The sequence below is a fragment of the Lentzea kristufekii genome, assembly GCF_033949925.1.
Classification (GTDB): Bacteria; Actinomycetota; Actinomycetes; order Mycobacteriales; family Pseudonocardiaceae; genus Lentzea; species Lentzea kristufekii.
In genome coordinates this window covers 272,223-287,584 of record NZ_JAXAVV010000003.1, presented here as the reverse complement: position 1 = coordinate 287,584, position 15,362 = coordinate 272,223, and the positions used below count along the sequence as shown (strand labels likewise).

Genomic DNA, 15,362 nt, shown 5'->3' with positions numbered 1-15,362 from the left:
GAACGTGATCAAGCCCGAAGACTTGACCGAGCTCGAACGCCAGGTCGCCGGGGCCTATGCGGGTGGCACCGAGATCGACCTGACCGGCCAGGGCGTGCGGGGTGAGGTGCTCACCGGTCTGCTGACCGGCATGTACCGGGTGCCGCGCAAGGGACTACCCGCTCTGCGCCTCCGCAACGCGCGGATCACCGGCCGGTTCGAACTGGAGGGCACCCGCGTCACGCGGGTCATCGACCTCACCCACTGCACGTTCGAGGAGTCGCTCGACCTCCGCATGGCCCGCCTCATCGGCCTGCGGTTGCGCGGCACCCGCGTTCCCGGGCTCCAGGGCCGCAACCTCAGGGTCTTCAGCGACCTGGTCCTCGAGGCCGGCTTCACCTGCACCGGCACCGTCGACCTCACCGACGCCGCGGTGGACGGGACGCTCCGCCTCGCCGGCGCCGTGCTGCGTTCGAACACCGACCACGCGCTGCTCGGCGCCCGGCTCAGGGTCAGCGGTTCCATCCAGGCCATCGCGATGCGCGCGAACGGCGAGGTGCGCTTGCGCGGTGCGGCGATCGGCGGCAGCGTCCACCTCGGTGGCGCGCGGTTGCTCAACACCGGCAAGGACGCGCTCGACGCGTCCGGGATCGTCGTCGCGGGCAACGTCTTCTGCAACGCAGAGGGCGGCCGCTTCACCGCCGACGGCCGCGTGCTGTTCGACGGTGCGCGCGTCAACGGGAACGTCGAGTTCACCGGCGCCCGCCTCAACTCCGCCCACCGCGTCGACAACCAGGTGCTGGTCCTGCCGCACGGATCGGCCGACGAGGCCGCGACGCTCGTGGCCGACCGCATCCGGGTCGAGGGCAACGTCGAGCTCGACGACGGCTTCATCAGCGAGGGCACGGTCCGGCTGCCGAACGCGAGCATCGGCGGCTACCTCCGGCTGTCCGGCGCGGTGATCGGGCCGCGGGAGATCGCCGAGGAGCTCGCCGGTGACGTCACGAACCGCATACCGGTCGCCCTGCACGCCGACGGCATGCAGATCCGCGGCGACGTCGAGGCCCGCAGTGCCGTCAACGGCGCGGGCATCCGGTCCAAGGCACTGCACACCTACGGCCAGGTCCGGCTGTCCAACGCGACCATCAACGGCAGTGCCAGCATGTCCGGCGTCTCGCTGCACGGGCCCGGCATCGACGTCCTGTTCGCCGACCGCCTCCAGGTCGGCGGCACGCTCTTCCTGCGCGAGCTGAAGGCCAAGGGCTCGGTCCGCCTGCAGAACGCGAACATCGGCTCCACCCTCGACCTCTCCGGCGCCGAACTCACTCTCCCGAGGCTCCGCGCGAACGGCACGCAGAAGCCGTCACTGGACGCCCGCGCCATCACGATCGGCAAGGACCTCCTGTGCAGCCGCGGGTTCACCGCGGTCGGCGGCGTGCGGATCCGGCTGGGCGAGGTCGGCAAGATGGCGACGTTCAGCGACTCGCACCTCGGCTCGACCGCCGCGGACATCGCGCTCAACGCCTACGGCCTCACCGTCCACCAGTTCCGCCTGCACATCCCCGAGGGCCAGCAGCCCAAGGGAAAAATAGTGCTGAGCCGCCTGAAAGCGGTGTCGGTGACCGACGGGCCCGGGCTGTGGGACGCCGAGGGCGGCGTCGCCGTGGACGACTTCGAGTTCGCCGGCATCACCGCCGACCCGGACGTGCCGGTGCAGACGCGGCTGAAGTGGTTGCTCAAGGTGCAGCCGGACTTCGCGCCCGGACCGTACGAACAGCTCGCCGCCGTCTACCAGCAGGGTGGCGAGGAGGAGCTCGCGCAGAAGGTCCAGCTGGAGAAGCAACGCCGCCGCTACTCCGAACTCGGCCGCGCCGGCCGGGTGTGGGGCGTCGTGCAGCGGTGGACGGTCGGCTACGGCTACCGGCCGTGGCTCGCGATCTGCTGGCTCGCCGTGTTCTGGCTCTTCGGCGCGCTGTGGTTCACCTGGCACCCGATGGTCAAGCTCAACTCCGACGAGGACCCGGTGTGGAACGCCGCGCTGCTCGCCCTCGACCTCCTGATCCCGATCATCGACTTCGGCCACGACGGCAAATGGCAGTTCACCGGTGCGTCGCAATGGATATCTTCGCTGCTCGTGGCCGTGGGCTGGGTGCTCGCGTCGACCGCGGCCGCCGGTGCGGCACGGGTGCTGAAGCGGGTGTGAGCCAAGGGAAGCCGTTCACACGATGTAGTTAAACGAGCGCTGAGAGCGTGCATTCGGGGTGGATGGACTGGCAGAGTCGCCGACGTCGACTTGATCACGTTGATCGTCGGCGATTCCCTTGAGCGCCACCGAGTAGCGAGGTTTCCTGCGTTGTTCTCCACTGAGCTGCGAGCGAAGACGGGAGCGAACGGCATCCGCCGGTTCGCCACCCGAGCGCTGCTCGCCGTCGGTGGAGCGATCGCGGGAACGGCCGTTGCCTGGGCGCTCACCACGACGTCGGCCAACGCGGCCGACACCGTGCCCGCTGCCGACGCGCAGCAGATCGACGCCATCAGCAAGCTCGTCGCCAAGACGGACGAGAAGCTGCCGGTCGTCGTTCCCGCTGCCAAGGCAGTGCACAAGATCGACGAGACCTTGCGCGCCGAGCAGGAGAAGGCTCGCGCCGCTCTGCCGGACGTGCAGGTCTCCCAGGCGGTCGAGCAGATCGCCGCTCGAATCCTGCCGCAGGTCACCAGGATCGGTCAGTCCAGCAGCGCCGCCAGTGAGCGGGCCATGGACGTGACGTTCCCGGAGATCCCGGCTCCCGCCACCGATGCCGGACAGTCGCCGGCACCGGTGGTCTCGCAGTTCACCGGCTCGTCCGGTGGCAGCTGGACGGATCTGCTGGAGCACAACGACTTCGTCGTGCCCTCCGAGCAGCGTCCGTCCCTGCCCAGCACCCCGTTCCCGAAGCTGCCCGTCCCGGCCCCCGCGCCGGTGCAGTGCTCTTCGTGCAACGACGGTTCTGGTTCTGCCAAGGGCAGCATGTTCGCTGCTCACGCTGCACCCGGTGACGCTCACGGCATCTCGTCGACGCGCGCTCTCGCGCCGTCCACCGACGAGGTCACCGTGACGCCGGGCAAGCAGCCCGGTATCAACCCCGACTGATTCAAGCGCGCGGTCCGCGGCAGCCTTCTCCCCTGGCTGTCCGGAAGTCGACCGTCGCGCTTTTTTCTTGCGCTCATACAGGTCGATCACCGCGTGCGACTCCCCCGGTGATGACGCGCCTTCCCCTGCGCGTTTCGGCCCCACCCCCTTGAGCCCCCGTCGCTTGGACGGGAAATCGATGAAGGAGATCTAATGCAGACCTGGGCAAAGCGCGGACTTCAGACCGCGTTTGTCACTGGTGGTTTGCTGATGCTCGGTACGGGCATCGCTTCTGCTCAGGAGAACGTCGACCCGGACGCTGCGCCTCCGGCTGTCGACGTCGCAGCCGCTGTTCCGATCAAGGCTGACCAGAACAAGCTGGCCACCCCGGTCAAGGAAATCACGGTCCCGAAGGTGGACCGGACGATCAGCACGGACCGCGCCACCAGCGCGGTGCCCACCCGCACGGCAGCGCCCGTCGCGAACCCGCTGGTCCGTCAGGCAGGCGAGCGCCTGCAGGGCACCCCGCTCCAGAACGTGGTGCGCGGCAACACGATCCAGGCGCACGTCGATGTGCCGATCAACATCTGCGGCAACGCGATCGCGGTTCTCGCCAACACCGAGGCGACCGGCGACTGCTCGCAGCACACCCACCGCGACGGCACGATCGTCACGGACGGCGCAGGCCAGGCTCTCGCCGGCAACGTCGTCGCCGTCAACCACATCCTCCCGGTCCAGATCACCGGGAACGCGATCGCGGCCGGCGGCAACGCCGAGACCAACACCGACGCCGAGCAGGTCTCGACGACCGGCGGCCCCATCACCACCAGCGGTGACAAGGGCGCCATCTCCGGCAACGTCGTCGCCGAGCAGGGTGCGACCCCGGTTCAGATCACCGGCAACGGTGTGGGCGCGGCGGGCATCGCCAACGCCAACTCCACCGCCGACACGTTCGCCTCCTCCGAGGGCGACGTCATCACCAGCGGCAAGAACGGCTCGATCTCCGGCAACGCCGTCCCGATCCCGCTGTCCCCGCTCGCCGAGGTCAACGGCAACTCGGCCGCCGGTGCGGGCAACTCCGCCACCGACTCGACCCAGACCGGTGCCGCGTACGCCGGTGGCAAGACCATCACCAACGGTGACCCCGCCACCCTCGCCGGCAACATCGTCGAGCCCGCGCTCGCCGGCCCGATCACGGTCGACGACAACGCCGCCGCCGTCGGTGGCAACGCCGCCGCGGTCAGCGACACGGTCAACGACTCGCGCGCCGGTGGCTCGCACCACACCACGGGTCACGGCTCCACGGGGTCCGGCAACATCGCCGGCGCGCCCATCTCGCTGCCCGTCGCCGCAGGCGGCAACGGCGCGTCCCTGGTCGGCAACGCGCTGACCGACCACGCGAACGAGGCGAACTCGACCGCGGGCGGTCAGAGCTTCACCGTGGGCGACAAGTCGGTCCTCTCCGGCAACATCGCCGACGTCCCGCCGGCCACCGCCGTGGACGTGTGCGGCAACGGCGCCACGCTCGCCGGCCAGGCTGCTGGTACCTGCGAGAACGACGTCAAGTCGGTCACCTCGGGCTACCAGGGCACGACGGGCAACGACTCGGTCGTCTCGGGCAACATCGCGTCGACCCCGGTCGCCACGCCCGCCGAGGTCTACGGTCTCGCCGCCGCTCTCGGTGGCCAGGCCTCCGGCTCGGCCGACGAGGTCAAGCTGGTCCAGTCCGGTGGCACCCCGAACACCGAGGACGACCGCGGCACGGTCTCCAGCAACATCGTGACCGCGCCGACCGCGGCCGCCCCGCAGGTCTTCGCCGTCACCGCCGGTCTCGTGGGCAACACCACGTCGGACTCGGCGAACGACACCACGGTCATCGCGGGCGACGCGCCCCACGCGACCGGCAAGAAGAGCTCGGTGTCCGGCAACATCGTCCAGGTCCCGACCTCGACGCCGGCCCAGGTCTTCGCTGACGGCGTCACCCTGGTGGGCAACAACGACACCAAGGGCGACAACGCCACCGACATGAAGGCCGGTGGCGACGCCATCACCACCGGCGAGGCGGGCTCCATCGCGGGCAACGCCGTGTCGGCTCCGGTCGCGACCGGCACCCAGGTGCTCGGCTGGTCGGTCGGCGGCGGCAGCAACGTCAACTCGACGGCCACCAACGACCTCAGCTCGGTCGCCGGCGGCGACGTCAACAGCAACGGCGACGGTGGCGCGGTCTCGGGCAACCTGATCGGCGCGCAGCCGGCAGTGCTCCCGGCGGTTCCGGGCAACACGGTCGCCGCGGCCGGCATCACCAACTCCGACGTGGTGTCCGCCACCAACGTCGTGTCCGGTGACGACAGCTACTCCTCGGCCGAGGACGCCTCGGTCTCCGGCAACCTGGTCAACGTCCCCGCCAACGCCTTCGCCGGCGTGTACGCGGACGCGGTGGCGGCTGCGGGCAACGCGACGACGGTCACCGACAAGACGTCGTACACCCAGGCCGGCGGCGAGACCCTCACCGAGGGCAGCGGCCCGCTGACCGCCCGCGACATGCACGTCCCGGTCGAGGCGGCTGCCAAGGTCGCGCGCATCCCCGTCGAGGTCGTCGGCCAGGCGACCACGCTGGGCACGAGCGACGACACGCAGCTCACCGGCGAGGACACCGAAGGCACCCTGCGGGCCACGCAGCTCAAGGGCCTCGAGCTCCCCAAGGGCGTCGACAACCTGCTGAAGGCCAACGAGGTTCCGGCGTTCCACGGCCTCGACAGCAAGCTGCCCGTCAACCAGCTCCCGAACCCGGCTGACCTGGCGGCTCTGACCGGCCAGCTGCCCACCCCGGCTCTGCCCGGTGTGGCGCAGGAGCGCTCCGCCCTGCCGCTGAACGGTGGTACCGGCAGCATCACGCCGAACGTCCAGGGCCTGCCCCTGGGCCAGCTGCTCGACGCCGCGAAGGGCCTGGTTCCGGCCGGCGCCACCGGGCGTTCGCTGCCGTCCCTCCCGGTGACCGCCCCGGCCCTGCCGGTGCCGGTGCAGCTGCCCGCGCTGCCCACCGAGCGCTCGCTGCCCGCGCTGCCCGTCGACGGCCCGGCCTCCCTCTCGGGTCTCAGCCTGAACCCGACCCGGGGTCTGGCCCCGCAGGCCGGCGAGCGCGCGCTGCCGCAGCTGCCGCTCAACGCCCCGGCGCTCGCCATGATCGACCCGGCCAACCTGTTCAAGACGGTGACCGGCTCGCTGTAACACCCCGCACCACGTAACACCCCGCAGTACGTAACACCCTCCCTCCTGTAAGAAGCTGAGCCCCAGCGACACGACTGTGTCGCTGGGGCTCAGTGCCGTTCAGGGGGAATTCGTGCTGTGGCGAGCATTTCCTGCGGCGCGGCATCACCGTCACTCGTCACCCAGTGGACCAGCGGACTCCCGCCGATCAGCCCCCTGACCAGCTCGGCGATGGGCGCCCCGTCCCCGAAGTCGTGCTCGGCCAGCACCGCCAGCACCGCGTCGCCGTACCGAGCGACCGTGAAGTCGGGCCGGAGGTTCCGCCGCAGGCTTCGCGCCGCGTCCAGCACGTCGTCCGGCCCGGTGATCAGCACCAACGTCACGAGCGTGCCGCGCGTGCGGGCGCGGATGAGCGACTGCTCCAGGCGGTCGAGCAGCAGCGCGTGTCCGGGCAGCCCCGTCAGCGGGTCGTGCAGCACCCTCCGGTTCTAGCCGAGCCCAGGTCGGTTGACCAGCACCGCGACCCGCACGGGTGAGTCACTCCAGCAGCGTTTTCGCCGGCACCCGCGCCCATCGCTCGCGAGAACTGAAGAAGAACGCTTCCACGCAGCACAGCGCGTTGGACAGCTCGCCGGAGACGTCGAGCCGGAGGACCAGCTCGTTTGGCACAGGCACTTTGCGTGACGAGGCTCCCTTTGAGGCGTTTCGATTCACCCGTCCGGCTCGCATCAGTCCACAACGGGCTGTGGGCGTCATTGTGAGGGTCGCTGCGCGCACATTTGCCAGGCCTGCAAGGCGCTTAGCTGATCATTAAATCAAGGGCCGTTCGAGTGGATTCAGACATCCACCCAGGTAGACCCATTCTTCTCTCAATCAGTGAATTTCGGGAATACTTGGCTTTCTGACCTCGCGCTTTACGTCAAGTCAAACGCCTCCTCGCGAGCGGCGGACTGGCTGCTGCTCATCGCAGGACGTGGAGGGCGAAGTTGCTCGAGGAAGAGGGGCCGCAGCCTCGGCAGAGCCGAAGGCAGTCGCTTGACCGTGTGAGAGCGGTGAAGCTGCTGACCGACACCGGCAACGTCGGTGCTGCGGCAGCGGTGCTGGGAACACTGGCTGGGGCGACGGTTCTGGCCTGGGCGGCCGGAACCGTCGCCGTGCTCGGTTACGCGAGCGCAGCAGTGCTCAACTTCATCGGAAACCGGTGACTTGTCACCACCGTGGTCGGTTCTCGTTGGAGCGGGAACCGACCCTTTCCGTGACTCAATGCTAAAGACCACAGCAACTGAGCGGCGAAATTGTCACCTGTACGTTGCAGCACGATCACAGGAAGTGATAGCTCATCACCCAGGTGATCCAGCATCCGTCAGCCTGTTGGTGCGCGGCTCGTCGGATCCGCACACGTAGTGCGTCGGCCTACGTCTGGGCCAGGTCGGTGAAGCGGCTGTAGTGCAGCTGGTGCGCCACGACGATGGTCGCGGTCGGGCCCGCGCGGTGCTTGGCGATGATCAGGTCGGCCTCGCCGGCGCGCGGGTCGTCGCGTTCCCAGGCGTCTGGGCGGTTGACCAGGATGACCATGTCGGCGTCCTGCTCCAGGGAGCCCGACTCGCGGAGGTCGGAGAGCATCGGGCGCTTGTCGGTTCGCTGTTCCGGGCCTCGGTTGAGCTGGGAGATCGCGATGACCGGGACGTGGAGTTCCTTGGCGATCAGCTTGAGGTTTCGGGAGAACTCCGAGACCTCCTGCTGGCGCGACTCGGTCTTCTTGCCCGACGACATCAGCTGGAGGTAGTCGACGACGACGAGCTTGAGGTCGTGGCGCTGCTTGAGGCGGCGGGCCTTGGCCCTGATCTCCATCATCGTGAGGTTCGGGCTGTCGTCCACGAAGAGCGGGGCTTCGCTGATCTCGCTCATGCGGCGGGCCAGGCGGGTCCAGTCGTCGTCGCTCATCGTGCCGCCTCGCATGTCGCTCAGGCGGATGCGCGCCTCGGCGGAGAGCATGCGCATGACGATCTCGGTGCGGCTCATCTCCAGGCTGAAGATGGCGCTGGTCATGCCGTGCTTGACCGAGCACGACCTGGCGAAGTCGAGGCCCAGCGTCGAGTTGTGGGTCGGGATCATCGTCTCGCCCGCGAGGTACAGGTGGTCGTGGTTGTCGACCTGCACGCACCTGACCGGGACTGAGGCGACCGGGCGGACCGCGACGATCTCCACCTGGTCGTGCTCGCCCAGGCCGGCGATCAGTTCGTCGACGTCGCGGCGCAGGCGGGCGAAGCGGCCGTCGATCTGCAGGGCGGCCAGCAGTTCCGCGCGCTGCTTGTGGGACGCGCGCAGGTATGCGGCCGGGATGTGCGGGTCGTCGGCCAGGTCGAGTTCCTTGGCGACGCGCAGTTCGTCGTCGGTCAGCTCCATGTCGCCCAGGCCGGACAGGAACAGGCCGAGCGCGCGGGGGGACAGCGGCAACGACGCGGTCGGCAGGTCCCAGGCCGCGGACATGCGGACGAACATGCGGCACAGGCCGACCCGCTCGAACAGCTGCGCGGTGGTGCGGATCGCCCAGAAGCCGCCGGTCTCGCTGCACGACTCCGTCAGCCACTGGTGCTCGGCGTCGGCCACGATCACGGTGCCGTCGGAGAACTCGACCTCGAAGCACGGGCGGCCCGTCATCACCTCGGTCGCGGCGACCACTCGGGTCGGACGGCCGTCGGCGCCGATCAGGAACTCGCCCACCGACACGGAGCCCATCGTCGTCCAGCCGGTGGGCGTGGGCAGCGGGGTGTCCAGGGCGAGCGCCTTGCCGACACCGGGGCGGGCCGCGACGATGATCATCTGGCCGCCGTGCAGGCCGTTGGTCAGGGCGTCGAGGTCGGCGAAGCCCGTCGGGATGCCCTGCGACATGCCGCCACGGGACGCGATCGCGTCGATCTCGTCCATGGTCGGCTGGAGCAGGTCTTCGAGGGCGACGTAGTCCTCGGTGGTGCGGCGGTCGGTGACCTCGTAGATCGCGGCCTGCGCCCGGTCGACGACCTCGTCGACGTCCGCGCCCTCGGCACCGTTGTAACCCAGCTGCACGATGCGCGTGCCGGCCTCCACCAGACGGCGCAGCACCGCCTTCTCGGCCACGATCTCGGCGTAGTAGCCGGCGTTCGCGGCCGTGGGGACCGTCGCGATCAACGTGTGCAGGTACGGCGCGCCACCCACGCGGAGCAGCTCGCCGCGGCGTTCGAGCTCGGCCGAGATGGTGATCGGGTCGGCGGGCTCGCCGCGGCCGTACAGGTCGAGGATGCAGTCGTAGATCGCCTGGTGCGCCGGGCGGTAGAAGTCGTTCGGCGCGAGTGCCTCGATGACGTCCGCGATCGCGTCCTTGGACAGCAGCATGCCGCCGAGAACGGACTGCTCCGCCGCGAGGTCCTGGGGCGGCTGACGCTCGAATGCGGGCTCAGCCATGCCCCGGTCGTCCACGAGCGCCACTGCCGAATCACCCCTGCGAGAAGTCGAGAGCCGGTGCCTGAACCACCTAGTTGTACCGCGCGGCACCGACAATTCCGGGCGGCCACGCTGTGCGATGGCCTTGCCCTGACAGCGACGCTAGAGGGACCCGTCCGGAGCAAGCAAACCAGTGTGTGGATCGCCCTGTGGACAACTGGGGGACAACCTGTGGATGGTTGCCCACAGGGGTCGCGGAGCTGGGGACAACCTGTTGACAACCAGTGGAGTGACAGAAGTAACTGCAGCTCAGGGGCTGTGCACAAGTTGTGGAAGAAGTTGTGCGCCACAGCCTCGGCGTGTCGCGAAAAACACCCTCTTCGGCGTGTCGCGGCCACGCTGAACATGCGGTTTATCCACAGGAAGTGGACAGGGCGACACTGCTCCGAACGAGCGAAAGCGCCACCCACCCGGAGCATTCCGGGTAGACGGCGCTTCAGCAAACCGAACCGTAGGCGAACCCCACCAACGAGTGGCATCGGGGTCTGCGGGGTCGCCCCCGCAACAGACACCCGGAGCCGAGCCCTGCGAAGCCGCGTCAGCGGCGAGCAGGGCTAGCTACTCGGCGGAGGAGGTGACCTCGAGCGGCAGGGCGACGGTGACCTCGGGGTGGAGGCGAACCGTGACCGAGTGCTTGCCGGTCGTCTTGATGTGACCCGGCAGCTCGATGGCGCGCTTGTCCAGGACCGGACCACCGGCGGACTTGACGGCAGCCGCCACGTCCGACGCGGTGACCGAGCCGAACAGCTTGCTGCTGCCGGCGGCGGCCTTGGCCTTGAGCGTCACGGAGAGACCCTCGAGCGCGGTCTTGATCTCCTTGGCGTGGTCCAGGTCGCGCACGCGGCGGGTGTCCTGCGCGCGGGTGATGACCTGGATCTGCTTCTGCGCGCCACGGGTCGCGACGATCGCGAGACCACGCGGGAGCAGGTAGTTGCGGCCGTAGCCGTCCTTGACCTCGACGATGTCGCCGGGAGCGCCAAGGCCGGAAACGTCAGCGGTGAGGATGAGCTTCATCGCGGTGTCTCCTTCTCTCAGCGAGCGGTCGAGGTGTAGGGCAGCAGGGCCATCTCACGGGCGTTCTTCACGGCAACAGCGACGTCGCGCTGGTGCTGCGAGCAGTTGCCGGTGACGCGGCGGGCACGGATCTTGCCGCGGTCCGAGATGAACTTCCGCAGCAGCGTCGTGTCCTTGTAGTCGATCAGGGACGCGCTCTTGTCCTTGCAGAAGGCGCAGACCTTCTTCTTGGGCTTGCGCACAGGCGGCTTGGCCATGTGTCTCTAACTCCTGGTTACGCAGTGAATGAAGTACTGGATGACCGGTGCAGTCGGTCTAGAAGGGGGGCTCGTCGGCGAAGCCGCCGCTGGAACCGGCCTGCGGGGCAGAACCCCACGGGTCGTCCGCGGGCGCGCCGCCGCCACCGCCGCGAGACTGCTGACCGCCGCCGCCGCCGAAGCCGCCGCCACCGCCGCCGTCTCCACGGCTGACCTTGTTGACCTTCGCGGTCGCGTAGCGCAGCGAGGGGCCGATCTCGTCGACCTCCAGCTCCACGACAGTGCGCTTCTCGCCTTCCTTCGTGTCGAAGGAACGCTGGCGCAGCCGTCCGGAGACGAGCACTCGCGAACCGCGGGTGAGCGACTCGGCCACGTTCTCGGCGACCTGCCGCCACACGTTGCACCGCAGGAACAGCGCTTCGCCGTCCTTCCACTCGCCCGACTGCTTGTCGAACGTGCGGGGCGTGGAGGCGACCGTGAAGCTGGCCACCGCCGCGCCGGACTGGGTAAAGCGGAGTTCTGGGTCGGCAGTCAGGTTCCCGACTACCGTGATCGTCGTCTCACCAGCCATGTCTTGGGAGCTCCCCTAGTCGAGGTTCGTCAGGCCCTGGCGGCGGCCCTGGCCGCCGACTTGGCCGACTTGGCGTCCGACTTGGCCGCAGCCTTGGCAGCCAACTTGGCGGCCTTGGCGGGCTCGCGGCGCAGGACCTTCGTCCGGAGCACCGTCTCCTGCAGACCGAGCTGGCGGTCCAGTTCCTTCACCGCGTCAGGCGTCGAGGTCAGGTCGAGCACCGCGTAGATGCCCTCGCTGTTCTTGTTGATCTCGAAGCTCAACCGGCGCTTGCCCCACACCTCGACCTTCTCAACGTTTCCGCCCGTGGTGCGGATGACGTTGAGGAACGTGTCGAGCGACGGTGCGACAGTGCGCTCGTCGAGACTGGGGTCGAGGATGACCATCACTTCGTAATGACGCATGAGGACCACTCACCTCCTGTGGACTCGCGGCCACGGGCTTTCCGTGGCAGGAGGGTCGTCGCGTCAGCAACTGACAAAGGTTAACAGAGCGCGTCCGGCGACTACGCAGGGGTGCGGCGCAGCGCCCAGGTCCGCACCAGCGCGCCCGTGACCAGGGCGAGCATCAGCACCGCGACCAGCACCGGAGCGCCGACCCCGCCGGGTCCGCTCAGCCTGGGCAACGCCGTGGCGCGGCCGGCGGCCTGCACCGAGTCGCCCTCGACGCCGGTGCCGCTGGACGCGCGGGGCACCGGCGAGCCGTACCGCACACCGGGCGACGGCGAGTAGAGGCCGGGCATCGCGAACGGCAGCGAGCCGTAGCTGAACAGCGGCACGCGGCCGAAGTTCGAGCCGATCGGGTAGAGCGAGAAGTCGCGGTTGCTGGGAGCACCCGCGCCCACGCCGGGAACGCCCGGCTGGGCGCCCGGCTGCGTGCCGGGGTTGGTGCCCGGCTGCGGCTGGGGCTGCTGACCGGGCGGCTTCGGCGCACCGGGGATCGCGCCGACGGCCTGCTGCGAGGCGTCCGCGACGGCCTTGGCGCCGTCCTGGACGGGCGCGACGGCCTGGTTCACGCCGACGACCGTCACCTGGCAGCCCTGCGTCAGCGTGGCGCGGACGGTCTTGTCGAGCGTGCCGAGGATCGGCCCGAGCAGCGGGATCTTGTTCACCTCGACCATCACGGCGTTGGCGATCGTGCCGCCGCTGATGGTCGTCGTGCCGACCTGCACCGCGCCGATCGGCATGGGCTTGGCCTGCGCGAACGCCTGCTTGAACGGATCGGCGAGCGGCGGCCCGAGCAACGGGACGGCGCGCACGAGGTCCGTGATCGGCTGCGTCACGGCGGCCGGACTCAGAGAGACGGGGGTGCCGGGCGCGCCCTGCACGGTGGTGGCACAACTGCCGACCACGATGGGATCAGCCGCGTGCGCGACCCCGCCCACCGAAGCGGACGCCAGGGCCAGCAGCGCCGTTGCGGCGACGCTCAACAGCCTCATGCGAACCCCTTTCCTACTCTCTAGTAACGACCGTAGGTCCTGGTGGTGACGTAGACCATCCCCAGTTTTTGCAATTACTCCTATCGGCGGCGGCTGCGATGGCGTTATGGGCGCCGACTACCCTCCTGCGTATGCGCATCGGGGCCCATGTACGCGACGACGACCCGGTCGGCGCCGCGGCCGAACGCGGGGCCGAGGTCGTCCAGTTCTTCCTGTCGGATCCCCAGGGGTGGAAGAAGCCCAAACCCCACCCGCAGACGGAGGCCCTGCTCGCCTCCGGCCTGGACGTGTTCGTGCACGCCCCGTACATGATCAACATCGCGTCGCTGAACAACAAGATCCGGATTCCGTCCAGGAAGAACGTGATCCAGCACGCGGAGGCCGCCGCGACGGTCGGCGCCAAGGGCCTGATCGTGCACGGCGGCCACGTCACCAAGGGCGAGGACCCGGCGGAGGGCTTCGCGAACTGGCGCAAGTTCTTCGAGCGCCAGGTCGCCGAGGGCGGCTTCGCGGTCCCGGTCCTGATCGAGAACACCGCGGGCGGCGACGGCGCCATGGCCCGCACGTTCGACTCCCTCAAGCTGCTCTGGGACGCGGTCGGCGAGTTCGGCGCGGGCTTCTGCCTCGACACCTGCCACGCGTTCGCCGCCGGTGAGGACCTGGTCGGCATCGTCGATCGGGTCAAAGCGATCACCGGCCGGATCGACCTGGTGCACCTCAACAGCTCGCGCGACGAGTTCGGTTCCTCGCGCGATCGGCACGACAACATCAAGACTGGCACCATCGACGCCGACCAGCTGGCGGCCGTGGTCGCCACGGCCGGATGTCCCGTCGTGGTGGAGACACCGGACGAGGGCCAGGCCGACGACATCGCCTTCCTGCGCGACCGCGCCGGCCGGTGAACACCGTGCACGAGGTGGTGAGCGTGACGCCCGAGCGAGGCGACGCCGGGCGTTTCGTGAACCGCTTCGGCAGCGCTGCCGCCGCCGTGCTCGTGTTGCTGTGCGGGCTCACGCTGCTGCTGGGCTTCGTCAACAAGGACCGCTGCACCGGTCCCGCGTTCGACCAGTGGGGCCGCACGCAGCCCGACTACGACGAGCGCAACAAGGAAGACGTCTGCTACTCCGACATCCAGCACCTCTGGATCGGGCGCGACATCGACCGGCACGTCTTCCCGTACGTCGACGGCAACATCAACGACAAGGGCATCCTCATCGGGGGCTCGGTCGAGTACCCGGTGCTCTCCGGCCTGCTCATCTGGGCGGGTGCGATCTTCGCGCACAACGACGCGGAGTACCTGCTCTACTCGTCGCTGCTGATGGCGCCGTTCGGCCTGCTCACGGGCTGGATGCTGGGCAAGCTGGCCCGCTGGCGCGCGTTGCTGTGGGCGATCGGGCCACCGCTGATCCTCTACGCCTTCCACAACTGGGACCTGCCCGTCGTCCTGTGCTCGGTCGCCGCGGTCTTCGTGGTGCACCGCTGGAACCGGCCGCTGGTCGAAAGAGCGACGGTCGCGTCCGTGCTGCTCGGGCTCGGGTTCGCGTTCAAGGTCTACCCGGCCGCCTTCGTGCTGCCGCTGATGCTCTTCGTCGCCACCGGCGGCTGGCGCGGCCAGGAGATGCCGGACGGCAAGAAGGTCGACGTGGCGGGCGCGATCAAGGTCGGGCTCGCGTCGATCGTCACGGTCGTGCTGGTCAACCTGCCGTTCGCGATCGCGGGCTACGACGGCTGGGCGGCGTCGTTCGAGTTCCAGCAGCTGCGCCGGGTCGACATCACCACGAACTCGATCTGGTACTGGGGCCTGCGGCCGTTCATCGGCGACGACGCGATGCAGTCGCTGGTCGGCGTCATCTCGCCGATCACGATCCTGCTCTCGTTCGGCATCGCCGCCGGCTACGGCTGGATGCGGTTCCGGCGCGAGGGCAGCTACCCGTGGATCGCCGTGTCCGGCGCGATGCTGTGCGGCTTCATGCTGCTGCACAAGGTCCACTCGCCGCAGTACACGCTGTGGCTGGTGCCGTTCCTCGTGCTGCTGCGCGTGCGGCTGGTGTGGGCCTTCGCCTACTTCGTGGTCGACCTGGCCATGGGCATCGGCATCTTCCGCTGGTTCTGGGCGATCGAGTTCGGTCAGCCGGCCGGGATCTACGACAGCTTCTCCGCGCAGGCCGTGATGATCGGCGTGTGGGGCCGGGCCGCGTTGCTCGTGGCGCTGTTCGTCGCCTTCCTCAAGGCCAGGGACGTCACCGAGGACGACCGGGAAGACGTGAAGTTCATCCGCGGGGCTGTAGCAGCGAAGAGCTGATTCGC

14 protein-coding genes are annotated in these 15,362 nt (G+C 69.2%); 6 read left to right on the top strand and 8 right to left on the bottom strand.

The genetic code is table 11. The annotated features are described in order from the left end of the window. Nucleotides 1-4: 4 nt before the first annotated feature. The 3 genes from SK571_RS08245 (at nt 5) to SK571_RS08235 (ending at nt 6,316) form a co-directional block, all read left to right on the top strand. Nucleotides 5-2,182, top strand: coding sequence for a translocation/assembly module TamB domain-containing protein (locus tag SK571_RS08245; RefSeq protein WP_319983425.1), 2,178 nt, complete (start codon nt 5-7; stop codon nt 2,180-2,182). A gap of 150 nt (nt 2,183-2,332) precedes the next feature. Then, nucleotides 2,333-3,109, top strand: coding sequence for a hypothetical protein (locus tag SK571_RS08240; RefSeq protein WP_319983424.1), 777 nt, complete (start codon nt 2,333-2,335; stop codon nt 3,107-3,109). A gap of 192 nt (nt 3,110-3,301) precedes the next feature. Continuing rightward, nucleotides 3,302-6,316 (top strand): beta strand repeat-containing protein, encoded by a 3,015-nt coding sequence (locus SK571_RS08235; RefSeq protein ID WP_319983423.1) that lies wholly within the window; start codon nt 3,302-3,304, stop codon nt 6,314-6,316. 89 nt (nt 6,317-6,405) lie between these two features. Here SK571_RS08235 and SK571_RS08230 read toward each other — a convergent pair whose 3' ends face one another. Both SK571_RS08230 and SK571_RS08225 read right to left on the bottom strand, forming a co-directional pair. Then, a complete protein-coding gene (locus tag SK571_RS08230; RefSeq protein WP_319983422.1) occupies nt 6,406-6,774 on the bottom strand; it encodes a nucleotidyl cyclase domain-containing protein in 369 nt (122 codons plus the stop codon). 58 nt (nt 6,775-6,832) lie between these two features. Next, entirely contained in the window at nt 6,833-6,964 is a 132-nt protein-coding gene (locus tag SK571_RS08225; RefSeq protein WP_319983421.1) for a hypothetical protein, read from the bottom strand. Nucleotides 6,965-7,347: 383 nt separating this feature from the next. Here SK571_RS08225 and SK571_RS08220 point away from each other — a divergent pair, with 383 nt between their 5' ends. Beyond that, nucleotides 7,348-7,500 (top strand): hypothetical protein, encoded by a 153-nt coding sequence (locus SK571_RS08220; RefSeq protein WP_319983420.1) that lies wholly within the window; start codon nt 7,348-7,350, stop codon nt 7,498-7,500. A 208-nt stretch (nt 7,501-7,708) separates the two neighbouring features. On the opposite strand, the gene dnaB is transcribed toward SK571_RS08220, so the two are convergent. The 6 genes from dnaB to SK571_RS08190 form a co-directional block, all read right to left on the bottom strand. Continuing rightward, entirely contained in the window at nt 7,709-9,667 is a 1,959-nt protein-coding gene (dnaB, locus tag SK571_RS08215) for a replicative DNA helicase (RefSeq protein ID WP_406601960.1), read from the bottom strand. Between the two features lie 666 nt (nt 9,668-10,333). After that, nucleotides 10,334-10,789, bottom strand: coding sequence for a 50S ribosomal protein L9 (gene rplI, locus SK571_RS08210; RefSeq protein ID WP_319983418.1), 456 nt, complete (start codon nt 10,787-10,789; stop codon nt 10,334-10,336). Between the two features lie 17 nt (nt 10,790-10,806). After that, complete coding sequence (rpsR, locus tag SK571_RS08205) at nt 10,807-11,046, bottom strand: 30S ribosomal protein S18 (protein WP_030480165.1); 240 nt, start codon at nt 11,044-11,046, stop codon at nt 10,807-10,809. A gap of 58 nt (nt 11,047-11,104) precedes the next feature. Continuing rightward, entirely contained in the window at nt 11,105-11,617 is a 513-nt protein-coding gene (locus SK571_RS08200) for a single-stranded DNA-binding protein (RefSeq protein ID WP_084401535.1), read from the bottom strand. A 29-nt stretch (nt 11,618-11,646) separates the two neighbouring features. Further along, entirely contained in the window at nt 11,647-12,021 is a 375-nt protein-coding gene (gene rpsF, locus SK571_RS08195; RefSeq protein WP_266036222.1) for a 30S ribosomal protein S6, read from the bottom strand. Nucleotides 12,022-12,122: 101 nt separating this feature from the next. Beyond that, entirely contained in the window at nt 12,123-13,055 is a 933-nt protein-coding gene (locus SK571_RS08190; RefSeq protein ID WP_319983417.1) for a hypothetical protein, read from the bottom strand. A gap of 131 nt (nt 13,056-13,186) precedes the next feature. On the opposite strand from SK571_RS08190, the gene SK571_RS08185 reads away from it, so the two are divergent. Then, a complete protein-coding gene (locus tag SK571_RS08185) occupies nt 13,187-13,957 on the top strand; it encodes a deoxyribonuclease IV (protein WP_319983416.1) in 771 nt (256 codons plus the stop codon). A 23-nt stretch (nt 13,958-13,980) separates the two neighbouring features. Continuing rightward, nucleotides 13,981-15,357 (top strand): glycosyltransferase family 87 protein, encoded by a 1,377-nt coding sequence (locus SK571_RS08180; protein WP_319983415.1) that lies wholly within the window; start codon nt 13,981-13,983, stop codon nt 15,355-15,357. Nucleotides 15,358-15,362: the final 5 nt, after the last annotated feature.